Source organism: Ruegeria sp. 6PALISEP08, assembly GCF_001238295.1.
Taxonomy (GTDB): domain Bacteria; phylum Pseudomonadota; class Alphaproteobacteria; order Rhodobacterales; family Rhodobacteraceae; genus Ruegeria.
In genome coordinates, this window is the sequence record NZ_LGXZ01000013.1 from 35,927 (window position 1) to 53,459 (window position 17,533).

The window sequence follows — 17,533 nt, forward strand, 5'->3', positions numbered from 1 at the left end:
TCGGGCCGTGAATCACGCAGCTAGCTGGAAATCAATGGGTCCTGACCCAAGGTAAATTGACCCTCTCAAAACCTGTGGCTTGCAAGCATCGCCTCACGAATTTTCCTCCAGGCAGGTCCCAACATCGCCTTATAGGTTGCGACAATCAAACGCCAAATTGTTTCGGGCAACAGCCAACCTACAAACACGCAGAAACTACTTGGCTGATCTTATGGGCCAAAGTCATAGCAGCGGAAAATCGTTGCAGATCAGGTCTATTCTTTGGATGTTATAAGCGTCGAATGTGCTCATGCTGAGGGTTAGGACCGGCAGCGCTGCGTGCAAGGTAGAAAATCTATGAGAGACCGGGAAGACATGACGCTTGAGGACCCTTTCACAGACCTCAAAATAGAAACGCAACGGGCTGGGTTTTACAAAGGATATAGCCTGCCAATTGCGCTGGTGAGCAAGTTCTCGGTATCCCTGCTGGTCCTTTGGGCGTTGGTGTGGCCATTATCTGCAAACGACACGTTGCGATCTTGGAAGTCAGGATTGTTGTCTGAATTCAACACGTTCTACAACCTGTCCGTCGGTCTTTTTGTACTCTTCCTTTTTCTTGTCGCGCTCATTCCTGCAACCGGGCGAATAAGGCTGGGAGCAGAAGGCGAGAAGCCCGAATTCTCGAACTTCTCATGGTTTTCCATGATGTTTGGAGCAGGTTTGGGCGTGGGCCTCATGGTCTATGCAACTGCTGAACCGCTTGGTCTGTGGGAAACCAATCCATTGACCGTTTCTGGGGAAGTCACGCCCAAAAGTGAGGAGGCGATAGAAGGAGCCTACCGCTATACTTTCTTGCACACCGGTTTTCACGCTTGGGCAATATACGTGGTCACAGGTCTAAGCCTTGCCTACTACGCCTTTACCCGCGGCATGCCGCTGACGATCCGAACAGCGCTGACCCCGTTACTTGGCGAATACTCCAACGGTGTTGCCGGTCATGTGATCGATATACTTGGGGTCGTGGCAACGATACTCGGCGTTGCTGTCACAATCGGATATGGCGTTTCTCAACTGGTGGATGGCGCGTTTCTGATTACAGGTGCGAATTGGCTTGTGGAAGATGCCGCGACCACAATGAAGCCTTCGACCGCTGGGCTCATCGCTGCGCTTGCACTAGTTATGATAATGTCGACACTCTCTGCCGTCTCTGGTGTAGGGCGCGGCGTCAAATACCTGTCGAACATTAACCTCTTGTTGTCTCTGGTTTTGCTGGCCGTTTTCATTGTTTTTGGCTCGTTTTCATTTGCCGCGACAACATACGCCGCGGCGTTGATCGACTATATCCAAAACTTCATTCCGTTGAGCTTTCAAGCCTATCGCCCGATATCGGAAGCCGAGTATGCGTCGGTATTACCGGCAGAGGCAGCACCTTTCATCGGAGAGTTATTCACAGGTGTGACAGATGCCTGGGGAACGAAAGCGGCATTTCTTGACGGGTTGAGCACCAATGCCGCCGATCTTTCCGACGCGACCAAGGACGCGGCTTACGACGCAGGCACACAAGGGCGCTTGTTTGAGTGGCAAGCTGGATGGACAACCTTTTACTGGGCTTGGTGGATCGCGTTTTCGCCCTTTGTGGGTCTTTTTCTGGCGCGAATCTCTAAAGGACGAACCGTGCGCGAATTTATTCTTGGCGCGGTCATTGCCCCATCCTTGGTTTGCTTCGCCTGGATGGCCATTCTGGGTGGAGCCGCCATCTATTTGGAGTTGAATGGGGATGCCAATGGCTCAATCCTTGCCGCTTCGACAACATCCACACTGTTTGTCACGTTGGGCGAAATGATCTCGGGCGATTTTCTCACGGTTATGAGCGTCATGTGTGTGCTGTTAACAATGACATTCCTTGTTACATCCGCCGACTCCGGCATCCTTGTGATGAACACGATCATGTCTGGTGGCTCCGAGGACACCGGCTTGCTTCATCGCATCATCTGGGGCATCCTGCTGACGCTTGTCATTGGAACGTTGCTGATTGCGGGTGGCGGTGGGTTAGAGGCTTTGACCAATTCGATGATCATCGGCGCACTTCCGTTCAGCGTTGTTTTGCTGCTTATGTGCGTATCTCTGGCCAAAGCAATGATAAACGACCTGCGTCGAATGAGCCACGAGGCGCAGTCGGACACACCGACGGGGTCTTGATTGCCCACGGGTAGTTCCAAGTCCTTCAGTTATCTTCAACCATGGGCGGACTGGGTGCTAAAGTGCGCCGGAAACATTGACCGCAAAACAAACAGGCAGAGATTCAAAGCCTCATCGGGAATGAAGGTATCTGAATGCAAATGGTAATCGGTCCAAAGCCCTTCCAGCATTGCAGTTAATGCGTCTGTTGCAAGTTTGGCATCGACGTCTTCGTACTCACCTTCACTCTTTAATTGCTCCAACAGCTCCAAGATCACCGCTCGGAAGCCTTTGTCCCGTGAGTCGATGAATGGAAATATGTGTGGGTTCGAAAGCGCTTCGGCCCGAAACGAAAACCAGATCGCAACGTCCCTCGCGTTAAGGACCAAGGGATCGAAGTCCGCCTTTATGATAGAAATCAGCTTTTCAGCTGCGTCTAACTCTGGATTGTTTGCGATTGCCTTCCACTGCCCTGCATAGCGCGCCGCCAACTCCTCTGCTACCGCAAGAAGAAGGTTCTCCTTGGAGCCAAAGTGCAGGTTCACCATTCCCCGCGACAATCCTGACAGTTCCTGGATTCTTGCCGAGGTCGTCCCCCGAATTCCGAATGTATAGATAGCATCCGCAGCCGCTTGGATCAGCTGCTTCCGGTTCTGCAACTTACTCAGATCCCGGGCATTAGTTGGGATATTTGGCTCGACAGTAATCTCGTCATCCTTCGCTGGGGTGCTCTTCCTGACTTCTCGCATCTAGTGGAATGAAAGTCCAAGGATTGACATTGAATGAATGATTGTTCATTTTGTGATTTATGTTACACAAAGGTGCCGAATGACCCTTTTGAATTCAAGCTTTCAGTCCATACGTGATTGGGACAACGAACACTTCCTGCACCCGTGGGAAGGGATGTCTTGTCAGGGTGAAAATGAACGGACGTTTGCAGAAAGCGGGTTTGGCATTCACGTTGTGACAGAGGATGGAAAGCGCCTGATAGACGGGCCTGCCGGCATGTGGTGCGTTCAATTGGGCTATGGCAACACTGAGATTGCCGATGCGATGGCCCAACAGGCAAGGGAGATGGCGTATTTTTCTCCCTTCAACAATGCAAATTCGGCTCCGGCTCGGTTAGCGTACGAGATCGCCAAGAGAACGCCAGGCGACCTGAACCATGTGTTCTTTACGACCGGCGGGTCGACGGCGGTGGACAGTGCACTTCGCTTCGTCCAGTTCCGCAACAACTTGCTGGGAAAACCTGAAAAGAAAATCGTGATTTCGCGGCAGAAGGCCTATCACGGATCGACTTACCTGGCGGCCTCGGTATCCGGAAAAGAGCGGGACAAAGGATGGCTGGACCAGGCCTCTCACCTGACGCGTTTCCTTCCGAACGTGAACCCGTATGCACGTCGCCCCGGACAGACGGTCGAAAATTTCCTGGACGAAAAAATCGCGGATCTGGAGAACATGATCCTGCAAACCGGAGCAGACAAGGTGGCTGCTTTCATCGCTGAACCGATCCTGTGTTCGGGAGGCGTCATCGTGCCTCCGCAGGGGTATCATCAGCGTTGCCTGGAAATCTGCCGGAAGTACGATGTCCTATATATTTCAGACGAGGTCGTAACCGGGTTCGGTCGGTTGGGCCATTGGTTTGCGTCCGAAGACGTCTTTGGGATTCAACCGGACATCATCACCTGTGCCAAAGGAATGACGTCTGGATATGTACCTATGGGGGCCTGCATCATCTCTGACCGGCTGATTGCAGATGTGACCGGTGAAAACGCGCAGGACGCAACATTTTCAAACGGCTTCACCTATTCGGGCCATCCGGTGAGCGCGGCAGCTGGGTTGAAGACGATCGAAATCATGGAACGCGACGGCGTTCTGGAGCATGTCCGCGCGATCACACCGCTATTCGAAGAGCGCCTTCAAAACCTGGCAGAGCTGCCGCTGGTAGGTGACGCCCGCGGTATGGGTCTGGTTGGTTGCGTTGAATGCGTTGCGGACGCCCAGGCAGACAACCTTTTGGACCTGGATAAATCCGTCGGTGCACTGATTGACAGGCATTGTCAGGAGAACGGACTGATCTTGCGGCCGATCATCAACATGTGTGTGTTTTCCCCACCGCTGATCATCACAGAAGACGAGTTGAACCAGATGTTTGACATACTTGAAACAGGCATCCGGCTGGCGACCGACGACCTGACGCGCGAGGGTGCGTTCAGGACCTAGGCATTGCAACAAGGCTGCGTCGCAACCTTGCACGTTGCGACGCCTTTCCTATGCTCCGCAGCACTTACCCAGCGCGCATCGCCTCAAGGGGCAGTTTGATTGGGAACTTTGACCGAACCTCTTCATCTACCTTAATGCCAAAGTAGTTCGGGTAATGATTGGATAGGATATCGTCCACTACTGACCGGCTCCGCTCGAACATATCCTGACGACCGGCTTTCTCCCAGGTATCGGTCAGTTCCCTGTCCATCAGGGTCGGATAGACAAACTCGGTTTCCATGTATTGCAAGGTCTGCGCGTTGCCGAGGAAGTGACCGGGATCAATTGCACATTCGTGGATAACATCGACCGAAAGCGTATCGTCGCTCACCTCGATCCCCCGCAGCGTTCGCGAGATCATGCCCGCAGCCTCGTTATCGATGACCATCGACTCAAAGCTACAGCCCATCAGGCTGCCAAGCATCCCGCCAAATTCACAGAGCCTGTTGGCCCCGGCATGGGCAGCTAAAGCGAAGGTCAACGCCTTTTCCAAACCGTATTGCGCATCGGGAATCTTGGAATCTGTCATGCCACAGCCGACACTGGTCGGCAGGTTGTAGAAATTGCCCATCTGAATGGCCGCAGCCGAGATCAACGCCTGCTCGCCACTGCCGCCCGTAAACGATCCTGTGCGCAGATCGGTGATGAAGGGCCAGGCCGCGAAAACCACCGGTGTGCCCGGGTTGATCAAATTGGCAATGGCGACACACGACAGCGTCTCAGCCACAGCTTGCGCCAAAGTGCCGGCCAGCGGCGCAGGCGATGTCGCCCCGGCTTGCGGCGGAACGGCAAGATCGCAGACAAGCCCCATTTTCGCCGTATCGATCAGGATTTCCAGATTTTCCCGTCCAAACCGAAGCGGGGATACGATGGGGCAGCCGCCAAAAATAACCGAGGGCTTTTCAAGGAACTTGCCCTCTCCGCCTGATGCCAGATCGAATAAATGGATCGCGTCTTGAATGTGTTCGCGGGTTCTGAAGGTCAGGCAAGATGGTTTCTCGCTACCTGCCAGAATGGCGTAGAGCATGCTCATGTCATGCTCGTAGTCCTGCGGGACATCCGTTGCCAGAACCGTATCACCCGTCATGTGAATGTTGTCGAGCCGGTCCACCAAACGGGTGAAGTCGTAGATGTCCTTGAGGGTTGATGGCCTGTAACTCCGCGTTTCCGCGTCGAACGTTGTCACCGCAGTGCCGGAGTTTGCGTAATACACTTTGTCCTTGGTGCAGTGCATGTCGTCCTTTCCAGCACGCGATCCGCGCGCATGGACGTAGAACTCGTTTGCCGCTGTGACCAACAGGTCTTCCATCAATGACCGAGCAAAGCACAGCCTGCCATGCTCGTTCACCGTAGCCCCTTTGGGCAACACGAGATCAAGAGCTTCCGGCGTGGGGTCCCCTACCCCAGTTCTTTCCAGAATGGTGAGTGCAGCCTCGTGAATGCGCACCATATCGGCGTCTGACAGCGGTTTGTATCGCCCACCCGGGATACCGGGCCAGATTGCCTGCGAGGCGGCGTTGCTGGTTCGCACTGCCGCTCGTGCTTCACGCCCGCCCCCGCGCCGTCTTGACCTGCGCTGCGTTAACTCTGTCATAGTCTTTCTCCGAATTTTGCGCGTCTCAGATCATGCCGAAGTAATTGCGATAGAAGCCGGGAATGCTCCATTCCATCTCGGACAGCGGCCCCGGCTCGAAGCGGTAAGAGTTCACGCCTTCCTGATTGTGTCGGATGATCCGTTCGTCATCGAGCGACGTCACATGCCAGAGCCACGTCAGGGCATCCTTGTCATAGTCGCGACCCTCTTCAGCGTCGCCGCGTACGTACCAAACGATCTGAATATCCGTTTCTTGAAGAGCACGCGGGACGAACCGATACCCAACCACATGATCCGCGTAGACGAGGAAATAGTTGAGCGTCCCGATCCCTAAATCTGTAGCGCCGCCGTCATGGCCCTTTAGCTTTCCCAAAGGCGGAGCCAACGGCACGCCATCTTTGCTTCCTGTCAAATAGCCCGGGAAGAGCGGGTAGCGCCGCCAATAGACATCTGCGCCCGGTGCGACCGCGTTTTCACCGGTCAGGTCAAGCTCTTCGGTGGGTACTCCGGCTTCTTCCATCCGCTCATGAAGTGCCCCGCTGAACTCCAGAACCTGAGCGGGGTCTTTCAGGGAATGACTGCGTGAGTAATCCTGATGGGACGGAGCGCAGTGATAGCATTCCAGATAATTCTCCAAAGCCAGTTTCCAGTTTGCAGGAACCGGGTATGACGCCTCATGCGCGACCTTCAGGTTTTCGAAATCGAAAGGCCGTGAAAGCGGGGCCAGCTTTTCCAACGCAGCGTCCAGCGGCGGGGCGTCTTCTGCTACGCAGACAAAAATCAGACCTTGGAAGATCTTTACCTGAACCGGGAACAACCCGTATCGGCTCGGGTCAAAATCCGAACCCATGGACCGCCCGTTTCGCAGTTTACCGTTCAAGTCAAAGGTCCACGCGTGATATGGACAGATGAAATTGCGCGCCTTGCCTTTCTGTTCAGTGCAAACACGCGATCCTCGGTGACGGCAAACGTTCAGATGCGCGCGAACTTCACCCTCGCGATCCCGAACAATGATCACGGACTCGGGCCCGTAGTCGAACAGAAAAAAGTCACCGGGTTCTGCGACCTGACTGACATGGCCGACCCAGATCCAGTTGTTGTTCCAGAACGTACTGATATCGTTCTCGTATACTGCCTGAGATGTATAGAAGTGACGTGGCAAGGCGAAACCTTCCCGCTGTACTTCCATCAAGTCGCGCATTACTTGTAAGTCATCTTTTGGCATAGCGCACCTCACACAGGTTCAAGGGAAACGAGTTCCCGGCGGAAAAATTCACGGTCGATATCGCCCGCATCGCGCTCGAAGTTTCGGGCAGCCATGTGACCCGAGTATACAGCGTCCGCAATCAAGCCTGGGTTTGCAGCATCCCCGATCAATTCCAACGTATTCAGCGGACTGGCAGTCAAACCGGAAAGCTCATCGTAAAGTGTGGTGTCTCGCATTCGTTGCGTCACCAACACAACGGAACTGCATTCAATGGATCGTTCTCGTCCAGTGTAGACGCAGTGCAATTTCGCCTGACCTGGCGCAAAGCTGGCCAAGGTCTGCGACAACGCCAGATGAACGCCCTTTTCCAGCAGGCTGCGTTGCACTTTGGTCTGTTCCAACGTCAGCTCTGTGAAGGGCGAGACCATCGAGGCCGGGGTTGCAAATACGACCTGCCGCCCGGCTTGAGCCAAGTGATCCGCCAGCACCCCGCCTAGATAGGCCTGATCATCATCGTAGACCAAAATCGGACCGTCCCCTGGTACTTCCCCTGACATGATGTCGTCCGGAGTAAAAACCTGAGAGCCCACGCCCATTGATACGCCATGGAATGCAGATTTTCCTCGGCCATCCCGCCGCCATGATGCGCCAGTTGCCAGAAAGACGTTCGGAATGCCCAGTTCGACAACTTCATTTGCCGAAAGACGGCTGTCGGTGAACAGTTGAACATTCCCGCGTTGTTGCAGGTCATAGATCCTGTGATCGGTCACGCGTTTCCAGGCGGATAGCCCGGTCAGGCTGGATTCTTGCAAAACGCGACCGCCAAGCTCTTGCTTCGCTTCGGCAAGGGTTACCTCATAGCCCCGACGAGCCAACTGCATGGCGCATTCCAGCCCCGCGGGACCACTGCCAACTACGAGCGCAGATTCTTCTTTTCCCCGGCGTTCTATGACCTCAGGATGCCATTTCCGACGCCACTCTTCGCCCATCGTCGGGTTTTGGGTGCACCGGATAGGGACACCCAGAGTATCGGAAGAAACGCAGATATTACAGCCGATGCATTCTCGGATTTCTTCGGTGCGCCCTTCCCTGATCTTGTTGGGAAGAAAGGGATCGGCGATGGATGGTCGTGCCGCGCCGATAAAGTCAAGGATGCCCTTCCCGACCAATGACACCATCAAATCCGGAGAAGTCAGACGCCCGACGCCCACAACAGGCTTGGATGTCACTTGTTTAACGAATTCGATGTATGAGGTTTGAAAACCGTCCCGGGGCTCAAACCGGGTCGTCGCAGAGTCGTTGCTCCAATCCGCGACGTTCACGTCCCATAGATCTGGCAGCTCTGCCAGCAGTTCGACAACTGCACGTCCCTCTTCGTGCGCCTGCATCCCGTCCGGCCCGAGCATTTCATCGACTGCAAACCGAAGGGCTATTGCACATTCATCTCCGACTTCTTCTCTGGTCTCTTCCAGAAGTTCTCGGGTAAGCCGCACTCGGTTCTCTAACGAACCGCCGTATTCATCGGTCCGATCATTGAACTGCGGCAGCATAAAGTGGTGCGGCAAGGTCATGTGATGCCCGGCATAAACATACACAATATCAAAACCAGCCTCGCGCGAACGTCGCGCCGCGGCGCGGTGCCATTTGCGGAACTCGCGAATGTCTGACTTGTCCATCGCCCGAGCCTGCTTTGGATATGCGGCCTGCAAGGCGAGCTCTGACGGGGCCAGCAAGGGGGCTCGGCTCAGGTGGTTTTGCGCATGGTGACCGTTATGCGCCAGTTCAATCGCCGCTAAAGACCCCTTGCTATGCACTGCCTCTGTCATTAGGCGCAGCGCCGGAATATCCCGCTCGTCCCACAGCCGGTTCTCGGCATAAGGAGACAGGTCTGAAGTCGGGTGTATTTCTGTCTCTTGATTGGACACAACAGCCCAACCACCTTCGGCCTTCATCGCCCGCATGGCGGCTTCTGCCTGCGGTCTTAAGTGCCCCAGACCGTTACAGTGGGGAACCTGATAGAACCGGTTTCGGGCCGTCACTGGCCCAATCTGAACCGGCTCGAAGAGAACAGAATATCCGCCAGCGCCTGACATTACCGCGCATCCTCCAGAAAATCGGAAAAAGTTTCGTGGGAATGGCAGGGTTTTTTAAGTTCCCGACATTCCCCCGTTGTGTCGCTGAGGTGCCCTTAGAAGCCCGCCTTGATGCGTTCGAACTCCTTCAGCATCTTGGATTCCAGCTCGGGGTTAACCGCATCAAAGAACAGGCTGCCTTCAAAGAAGCTGTCCACGTCCGAGAACCCATAGGTATCGATCAGTTCCGGATCAGCTTGGGCGAACGCGTCCTCGTTGGCATGGGCGTAACCCCAGCTTTCGATGATGTACTTGCCGCTGGCGGCAGAGCTGAGTGCGTTCAGCATGTCATATACCTGTTCATCCGACTGCTTGGCAGATTTCAGATGCACATAACCGCAGACCCAGGTTGCGATGCCCTTGTCAACATCACGCATCATGACAGCCGGGGTTTCGTTCCAGATCAAGTTCAGTTCCGATTGGTTCCAACCCCAACCCATTGTCACTTCTCCACTGGCAATAGCTTGATCCAGCTGGCCCGCGTCTGACCAGTAGAAGCGCACATTCGGATGAATCGCGCGCAAGTAGTCCGCCGCTTTCTGGAATTCCTCGTCGCTCATATCGGTATAGCTGGAGGCACCGGTTGCCAGCGCCGCCATGGCAAAGGCACTGGAGGCGGCGTCTGGGATGGCAACCTTGCCCTGGTAGGCGGGATTCGCCAGCAGTTGCAACGAAACATCATCCGCCGAAATCATATCCGTGCGGTAGATCAGGCCGGTATTGCCCCACTCAAACGGCACCATGTAGGTCTGCCCGTCGATCGTGATGCCATCGACCTCTTTGATCTTGGGCATCAGTTTGTCCCAGTTCTCCAGCTTGCTGGTGTCGATCGGATTGATCATGTCCGCCGCCACCCATTTTCTCAGGGCGTCCGTGCAGGGGTGGGCCAGATCAGCTTCAAATCCGGATTGAAGCTTGGTGAACGCTTCGTCTACGCTACCGAAATAGGTGTAGCTGGGCGGACCGCCATACTTTTCGACATAGTCGCCGAAAAAGCCCTGATCCTCATATCCGGACCAGTCAAAAACGGTTAGATCAGCCGCATTGGCCAGAGCTTGGCTGGCAGCAAAGGTGGCAACCACCGCTGCCATAAGTGATGATGTTTTAGTCATTTGTCTCCTCCCAAAGTTTCACGTTTACCCAGATCAATCACCGAGGCGCTTTGAGCGCCAAGCCAGACGGTATCCCCGCGGCTGTGATCGACTGTGTGAAAGTAGTTCGGCACTGCGACGGCGATGCTTTCGGGCAGTCCGTCGATGCGCACATAGTAGTGGACGCTCTCACCATAAAAGGCGACGTCCGACACCTCGCCCTGAACACAAGCGTCGTAGCCTTCTGGCTTTTCTGCGCTGATCTCCAATTGCTCGGGCCGAACGCCGACCAGCAGTTCCTTGTCATGCACCTGAACGTTTGGATTCACCCCGATCGTCATCTGCCCGAACCCCTGAACAGTAACCTCCAGCGTTTCAGAATTCTCAGCCATTACCTCGGCATCCAGAAAGTTCATTCCGCCAATGAAAGAAGCCACTTCCCGGTTGCAGGGTTGGGAATACAGAACCTCGGGCTTGTCGACCTGTTTCAGCTGGCCGGCGAACATTACGCCGATCCGGTCAGACATGGTCATCGCCTCGTACTGATCATGCGTGACCATGACGAAGGTAATGCCAAGCTTTTGCTGCAGACGGCGCATTTCTAGCTGCATCGCTTCACGCAGGTTCTTGTCCAGCGCGGAAAGTGGCTCATCCAACAACAGCACCTTCGGCCGCATGACCAGCGCGCGGGCGAGAGCCACGCGCTGACGCTGACCGCCCGACAACTCATTGGCCTTGCGATCCTGCAAGCCGCCGAGCTCCACCATCTCGAGAGCTTCGGCAACGCGGTCCTTGATTTCCTTGCGTGATAGCTTTGACTTGCGCAATCCGAACCCAACGTTGTCACCCACATTCAGGTGCGGAAAGATCGCATAACTTTGGAACACCATATTGGTGGGCCGCTTATTGGCAGGCACCTCTCCCATCGTCCGACCGTCAATCCGGACTTCACCCTCTTCGTGATCCTGAAAGCCAGCAATGATGCGCAAAGCTGTTGTCTTTCCGCAGCCTGAAGGCCCAAGCAGCGAAAAGAACTCACCCTCTTTCAAGGTCAGGTTCAGATCGGATACAGCCACAAAGGAGCCAAAGCGTTTTTCAACGCCCTGAATTTCAATGATGATCTGTTCGCTCATCTTGTTCGTTTCCTTTGGCTTCAATCCGAGGATTGGGTGGAACGGCGGCGGAAATATTCGGCGATCAACAGAAGCAGGACCGAGGACATCAAAAGCAGCGATCCTAGTGCCAGCGTGTTAGGCAATTTTGCCGGGAAGCGGATCTGGCTCCAGATATAGACCGGCAGCGTCGGGCTGTTGCCGGACAGGAAGAAGGCCAGCACGAACTCGTCAAAGGACACGGTGAATGTGACCAGAAGGCTCGCGACGATGCCCGGCGCAACAATGGGCAGAGTGACGCGCCGAAACGTTCCCACAACGCTTTCGCCAAGGTCAAAGGCGGCTTCTTCCAGAGACTGATCGAAATCGTCAAAGGCGGACTTCATGATCGACACGGAAAAGGGCAGCGCCACGAACACATGCCCAAGGATCACTGTCGTCAGCGATGGCTTCAGTCCGACGCTGATGAAAAGAACCAGCATCGAACTGGCAACGATGATGCCGGGGATGACTAGCGGAAGCATCACGAGGCCCTCAGACAACTCGCGCCCGGTGAATCGGTAACGAACATAGGCGCGCGCTGCGAACAGACCTAAAGACGTTGCCATCAGGGCAGTCACGCTGCCGACGATCAAAGAGTTCACCATCGCCTGCAGCAGCGTGTCCTGCTGACCCAACTGTGCATACCATTTCAACGTGAACCCTTTTAGCGGGAAGGCCACGATGGTTCCGTCGTTGAACGAAAACAACGGCAAAAGCAAAACCGGCAGGTAGAGAAACACCAGATAGGCGATCACATAAACCAGCAACCATGGGATCCGAAAAGCCTTGGTCATCTGATCCTCCGCCCCAGAGCGGTGACGGCCACCACAAACAAGATTGCGACACAAGCGACCGAAAGCATGGCCAGCAGAGACAGTGTTGCACCCAACGGCCAGTTATTAGCGGCACCAAATTGCACCTGAATGAGGTTGGCAACCATTTTACCCTGCGACCCACCAACCAAAGCCGGTGTCACGTAGTCGCCCACTGTAGGGATGAAAATGATCAGACAGGCCGCAATGATCCCCGGCACTGTCAGAGGTAAAGTCACGCGGACAAACCTCTCGAGCTTGCTGCAGCCAAGGTCGGTTGCTGCCTCCAACAGGCTACGATCGATCTTTTGCAGCGACACATATATCGGCAGGATCGCAAATGGCGCCCAGGCGTGCGCAAGCGTTAGTACAACGGCGAACTCGTTGTAGAGCAGGAATGTCAGAGGTTCCTGTATCAGTCCTAGCGATATCAAAGCAGAGTTCATCACTCCATTGAAGCCAAGGATCAGCTTCCAGCTGAACACCCGCAACAGGTAGCTGCTCCAAAATGGAATGGTGATCAGCAACAGCCAAAGGGTCTTCTTTTTTGTCCGAAATGCGATGAAATAGGCGACCGGATAGGCCAGACAAACCGTTGCCAGTGTCACCGCCCCCGCAATCGCCACCGATCTGATTATCAAATGACGAACCAAGGGGTCAGTGAACGCCTCTTGGTAATTCGCCCACGTAAGTGTTCGGTCAATCTCGACATATGTCTGGGTCCAAAAGCTGTATGCGACCAGAATGCACAGCGGCACAGCAACAAGCAGACCGACATAGAGCGTCGCAGGCGCGCTCAGTATTAGGCCCTTGCCCGTGTCACTTCGTAAGACTCCAGCCATGCTTCCCTGCAGAACTTTGCTTTTGGTGGCGCGACGACAGTCATCACAAAATGGACAATCGTCCATTTAAATCTGGAATTTTCAGGCTAGCTGTGTCAACTGATATTTTCACAACCGGTGCTGGCCAATTTCGCAAAATCCGCTAGAAGGCAGCGCAAGAGGCTGGAAACAAACAGAATTGCTTGATCTAATGACTGGAAGACGCCAAGAAATTCGCGAACAAAATCGACTATCCCTGATCCAGGCAGTACTCGACTCGGTCGCAGAGAAAGGGATTTCAGAGACATCCGTCAGCGAAATCATTCAGCGCGCCGAGTTGTCCCGCGGCATGATTCACCTTCATTTCGGCGGCAAGGACAATTTGGTTGACGAAGCCGCCCGCTACTCGTCCGAGCAATATTACAACGGCATCTATGCCTTGCTGGAGACGACCGGACAAACAGGCCAGGAACATATTGAGATGATAGTTCGGGGGGATTTGAGCGAAGCCATCCTTAACAAGAAGAATGTCTCCATTTGGTACGCATTTCGCGGTGAGGCCAGAAACCGAGCCGCTATCGCGGCCTTTTCAGACACACGCGACGCAAAGCTTCGGAACCTGGTCTTCAACGCGTTTGCGCGAATTGCAAAGGAAGCTGAAATCGAAAACCCCAATCAGGTTGCACGGGACGCTACGCACGGCACACTCGCCATGTTGGAAGGTATGTGGACCGATTACCTACTCCACCCGGACTCTTTTGATCGTAACGAGGCAATTAGAATTGTTTTCCGTTTTCTGAGTACAATGTTCCCCAAACACTTTGACCTCAGCGGCGCACAGTTACTTGAATGAAATTTGCGACAAAATTCCTATCTGGCCACTTTAGAGCAGGATAATCTCCATCACTACGATGACAGCTTGGTAAGGACGCAAAAAAGTTCAATTGAGCAAACGGCAATTCGAAGCCCAAAGTTGATGGATGACGCAGCAACAAAGTGCGAACGTCGCGGTATAGGGGTTATGTGAAGCGATCTTTGATTGAGTCATCTGCTCATCTACGAGCCCAATATTGACCGATGCCGCGCGGCGCACCAATGTCCCCTGTCTGGTGCGATGCACGGCTGGTGCACCACTCCTCTTTCATCATAGCTTCCACATCGATGCCGGTGGAGCAGGAGCCACCCACCTCATCCGCTTGGGGCTCCTGCCACCGTTCCATGCGATCCGCAGAGAATGGCGGCGGCGAGCCCAAAATCCTTGTTTCTGCTCAGCGGTGAATGACGGCATTCCGGGGCTTTCAGAGCAATTAGAGCTCAGCCCAACATAGGCACACCCAGCCCAACTTTGTGAGGCCGCATGACGACCGATGTTCTAAACCGTCGGACGTTCGAGTTGTCAAAGAACAGGCGTTTGGTGAGGTGTTCGAAATCATCCATGTCCCTCGCGGTGCAGATCAAGCAGAAATCGGCATCTCCCGTGATGTAGTAGCACTGTTGGACTCTTGGCTCTGCCTGCACCTGTCTCGCGAAGGCGTCTATCTGGTCTTGACGCTCACGTTCCAGTTCCACCATTACGACGAAGCGCATCGCTACGCCTGCCTTCCGTGGGTCAACGACGGCGACCTCTGAAGTGATCGTTCCAGAAGCTTTCAATGCTTTGAGCCGCCGTTGTACGGAGGCGACAGAGAGCCCGGTTTCTGAGGCCAATGCTTCGAGGCCCATGCGTGCATCGATTTGCGCCAGTTCGAGGAGTTTGCGGTCGAGGGAGTCCAGCTTCATGGTCAAGAAAACCGCCTTTGTGAGAAATTTTTCCGAATATTGGTAAAAATTGACCGATATGTATAGCCTTGACGCTCTAGTATGACGACCATGAAAGATTTTGCGAAACTCGACGTGACCAAACCGCTCGCCTTGCTCGAAGCTTGCCCTGCCTATCAGGCTTCGCCTCTCGAAGTGCGGGAGTTCAACTGTCGCTCCCTGATGATCAAGGACGAAACTGATCGGATGGGGCTTGGCGCTTTCAAGGCACTTGGCGGGGTCTACGCCGTTGCCAAACTCATAGAAGGCCAATGCGGTGTTTCTCTCAATCCGCAAAGCTTTTTGGATGCGGCTGTTCGTAACGTTGCCCGAACCATGACCTTCGTCTGTGCCAGTGCGGGTAATCATGGTCTCGCAGTCGCTGCCGGGGCGCGGCTCTTTGGATCGAAGGCCCGCATACATCTGTCTCAAACAGTGCCGGAAGACTTTGCCCGTCGTTTGCGCGACAACGGTGCCGAGGTGGTCCGCTCTGGCGAGGACTATGAGGCCAGCGTTCAGGCCGCAATTACTGATGCAAAAAACAACGAGGCTATTCATCTCGCCGACGGGTCCTGGCCCGGATACACCGAGCCGCCCCGGCTGGTGATGGAAGGCTACACCGTAATTGCCGAAGAGATGCGCACATCCATTGAGACGTCGGGTCAGTGGCCGAGCGATGTCTATCTACAAGCAGGAGTCGGTGGGCTGGCGGCAGCGATAGCCTACATGATCCGAACAACCTGGACGGTTCAACCAAGGATCATCGTTGTAGAGCCTGACGCCGCGCCTTGCCTGTGCAATAGCGCCCAAGCAGGCAAGATCGTCACAGTTGAAGGTCCCGTGTCCAATATGGGAAGACTTGATTGCAAAACACCTTCCATGTTGGCCCTAGACATCCTCAATGAGCACGCGAACGAATGGGTCACGATCAGCGATGTGCAGGCTGAAGAGGCCGTAGCGTACGCGCATGAATTGGGGTTCTCGACCACTCCGTCCGGCGCAGCGGGCCTTGCCGCTGCGATGCGCGAAGACGTCCCGATGCCCTTGGTTATTTTTTCCGAAGGAGGCGTTTCCGTTGCTTGATCTCACTGCCTTTCGCCGTGACCTCCACGCGCATCCCGAAACGGGTTTTGATCTGGAGCGCACGCCGCGCTTGATTGCCGAACAGTTGGAAAGCGCGGGCCTTGAGGTGGTGCGAGGCGTGGGACGTTCGGGCCTCGTTGCAACCTTGAAGCGGGGCCCAGGCGACAGTGCAATTGGCTTCCGAGCGGACATGGACGCGCTGCCAATTAAAGAAGCAAATGGCTTCGATCATCGCTCGACATGTCCCGGTAAATTTCACGGCTGCGGCCATGACGGGCATAGCACCATGCTGCTCGGCGCTGCCCTGAAACTCGCTGCGGACACGTCCCTGGACCGTACGATCCACTTCATCTTTCAGCCTGACGAAGAAACCGGCAACGGCGCGGCGGCCATGATTGAAGATGGGCTGTTCGAGCGGTTCTTTATGTCCGAAGTTTATGGCCTACATAACATGCCAGGGATGGCCCTTGGTCACTTCGCCACACAGGCCGGACCGTTCTGTGCTTTCGAAGACAATTTCGAGATCAGGATAAAAGGGCGTGGTGGGCATGCTTCCATGCCCGACAAGGGGATTGATCCCATCGTCGTTGGCTCTGCGATCGTGATGCACCTCCAATCCATTGTCTCGCGGTCACTGCCGGCAAGCCAACACGCCGTCGTGTCCGTCACCGAATTTCTCACCGATGGTGCACGCAATATCGTGCCAAGCAATGTTACTCTGAAAGGGGATTGCCGGGGGTTTACGAGCGAAGTGTCGGAAAAGATCCAGGTTCGAATGCGTGCAATCGTTGACGGACTTTGCGCAGCGCAGGGGGCCGAAGCGGAACTTGAGTACTCAACCTCATTCCGGCCTTTGGTGAATGAAGACAAGGCAACTCGGATAGTGGCAAACGCCGCCCGCGCAGTTGGTTCAGTTGACAAAGAGTATGGCCGCGTTGGGTTTTCTGAGGACTTCGCTGAATTTCTGACGCACCGTCCCGGTGCTTTCATCCTTATGGGAAATGGAGAGAGCGGCAGCCATGCGATGCCGTTGCATAACCCATCTTACGATTTCAACGACGCCGCGATAGATCACGGGATCGCGTTTTGGGTTCAGCTCGCTCGTGAAGTAAGACGATAGATATCAGACATTCGCACGCCACGGGTGAAAGTCAGCTTTGTCCAGATTGTGTTGAAAACACTCTTGATTGATCTCGCCGCAAGTCGCTGATTCACTTTCTGCATTGAGCAACAGATCGAGGCATGATGGGGCGGAGGCAATCCGCGAACGTCGCTGAAGCGGTTATATGTGAAGCGATCTCTGGTTGAGCGATGGCCGTTCTGTGGAGCGAGTACGAAAGGCTGCCTCGCGGGGCAAAGTTAGCTTTCGCTGCGATTTCTCGAATGGCTGGTTTGAGATCCACCTCAAGAACTGCCAGGCAAA

14 protein-coding genes are annotated in these 17,533 nt (G+C 54.7%); 5 read left to right on the forward strand and 9 right to left on the reverse strand.

Annotated elements, in window-relative coordinates; genetic code table 11:
• The first annotated feature begins 354 nt into the window (after positions 1-354).
• Positions 355-2,178: a BCCT family transporter gene (locus ALB80_RS17400; protein ID WP_050605369.1), complete on the forward strand. Its 1,824-nt coding sequence runs from the start codon at positions 355-357 to the stop codon at positions 2,176-2,178.
• A 35-nt stretch (positions 2,179-2,213) separates the two neighbouring features.
• Here the strand turns inward: ALB80_RS17400 and ALB80_RS17405 are convergent, their stop codons facing one another.
• Positions 2,214-2,816 (reverse strand): TetR/AcrR family transcriptional regulator, encoded by a 603-nt coding sequence (locus tag ALB80_RS17405; protein WP_050605439.1) that lies wholly within the window; start codon positions 2,814-2,816, stop codon positions 2,214-2,216.
• A gap of 169 nt (positions 2,817-2,985) precedes the next feature.
• Here ALB80_RS17405 and ALB80_RS17410 point away from each other — a divergent pair, with 169 nt between their 5' ends.
• Positions 2,986-4,380, forward strand: coding sequence for an aminotransferase (locus tag ALB80_RS17410; RefSeq protein WP_050605440.1), 1,395 nt, complete (start codon positions 2,986-2,988; stop codon positions 4,378-4,380).
• A gap of 64 nt (positions 4,381-4,444) precedes the next feature.
• On the opposite strand, the gene ALB80_RS17415 is transcribed toward ALB80_RS17410, so the two are convergent.
• The 7 genes from ALB80_RS17415 to ALB80_RS17445 form a co-directional block, all read right to left on the reverse strand.
• Complete coding sequence (locus tag ALB80_RS17415; RefSeq protein ID WP_050605370.1) at positions 4,445-6,013, reverse strand: trimethylamine methyltransferase family protein; 1,569 nt, start codon at positions 6,011-6,013, stop codon at positions 4,445-4,447.
• 25 nt (positions 6,014-6,038) lie between these two features.
• A complete protein-coding gene (locus ALB80_RS17420) occupies positions 6,039-7,238 on the reverse strand; it encodes an aromatic ring-hydroxylating dioxygenase subunit alpha (RefSeq protein ID WP_050605371.1) in 1,200 nt (399 codons plus the stop codon).
• Positions 7,239-7,246: 8 nt separating this feature from the next.
• On the reverse strand, positions 7,247-9,313 hold the full coding sequence (locus tag ALB80_RS17425; RefSeq protein ID WP_083445345.1) for an FAD-dependent oxidoreductase: 2,067 nt from the start codon (positions 9,311-9,313) through the stop codon (positions 7,247-7,249).
• Positions 9,314-9,408: 95 nt separating this feature from the next.
• Positions 9,409-10,464 (reverse strand): extracellular solute-binding protein, encoded by a 1,056-nt coding sequence (locus ALB80_RS17430; RefSeq protein WP_050605372.1) that lies wholly within the window; start codon positions 10,462-10,464, stop codon positions 9,409-9,411.
• Positions 10,461-11,576, reverse strand: coding sequence for an ABC transporter ATP-binding protein (locus ALB80_RS17435; RefSeq protein ID WP_050605373.1), 1,116 nt, complete (start codon positions 11,574-11,576; stop codon positions 10,461-10,463). The genes ALB80_RS17430 and ALB80_RS17435 overlap by 4 nt, the downstream gene beginning before the upstream one ends.
• Positions 11,577-11,596: 20 nt before the next feature.
• Complete coding sequence (locus ALB80_RS17440) at positions 11,597-12,391, reverse strand: ABC transporter permease (protein WP_050605374.1); 795 nt, start codon at positions 12,389-12,391, stop codon at positions 11,597-11,599.
• Positions 12,388-13,251, reverse strand: coding sequence for an ABC transporter permease (locus ALB80_RS17445; RefSeq protein WP_050605442.1), 864 nt, complete (start codon positions 13,249-13,251; stop codon positions 12,388-12,390). Before ALB80_RS17445 ends, ALB80_RS17440 begins: the two co-directional genes overlap by 4 nt.
• Positions 13,252-13,441: 190 nt before the next feature.
• On the opposite strand from ALB80_RS17445, the gene ALB80_RS17450 reads away from it, so the two are divergent.
• A complete protein-coding gene (locus tag ALB80_RS17450; RefSeq protein ID WP_050605375.1) occupies positions 13,442-14,083 on the forward strand; it encodes a TetR family transcriptional regulator C-terminal domain-containing protein in 642 nt (213 codons plus the stop codon).
• 461 nt (positions 14,084-14,544) lie between these two features.
• On the opposite strand, the gene ALB80_RS17455 is transcribed toward ALB80_RS17450, so the two are convergent.
• Positions 14,545-15,009, reverse strand: coding sequence for an Lrp/AsnC family transcriptional regulator (locus tag ALB80_RS17455; RefSeq protein WP_050605376.1), 465 nt, complete (start codon positions 15,007-15,009; stop codon positions 14,545-14,547).
• 81 nt (positions 15,010-15,090) lie between these two features.
• Here ALB80_RS17455 and ALB80_RS17460 point away from each other — a divergent pair, with 81 nt between their 5' ends.
• Both ALB80_RS17460 and ALB80_RS17465 read left to right on the forward strand, forming a co-directional pair.
• Complete coding sequence (locus tag ALB80_RS17460; protein ID WP_253276906.1) at positions 15,091-16,110, forward strand: pyridoxal-phosphate dependent enzyme; 1,020 nt, start codon at positions 15,091-15,093, stop codon at positions 16,108-16,110.
• Positions 16,103-17,230 carry an amidohydrolase gene (locus tag ALB80_RS17465; RefSeq protein WP_050605377.1) on the forward strand — a complete coding sequence of 376 codons (1,128 nt, stop codon included), beginning with the start codon at positions 16,103-16,105 and terminating at the stop codon, positions 17,228-17,230. The genes ALB80_RS17460 and ALB80_RS17465 overlap by 8 nt, the downstream gene beginning before the upstream one ends.
• Positions 17,231-17,533: the final 303 nt, after the last annotated feature.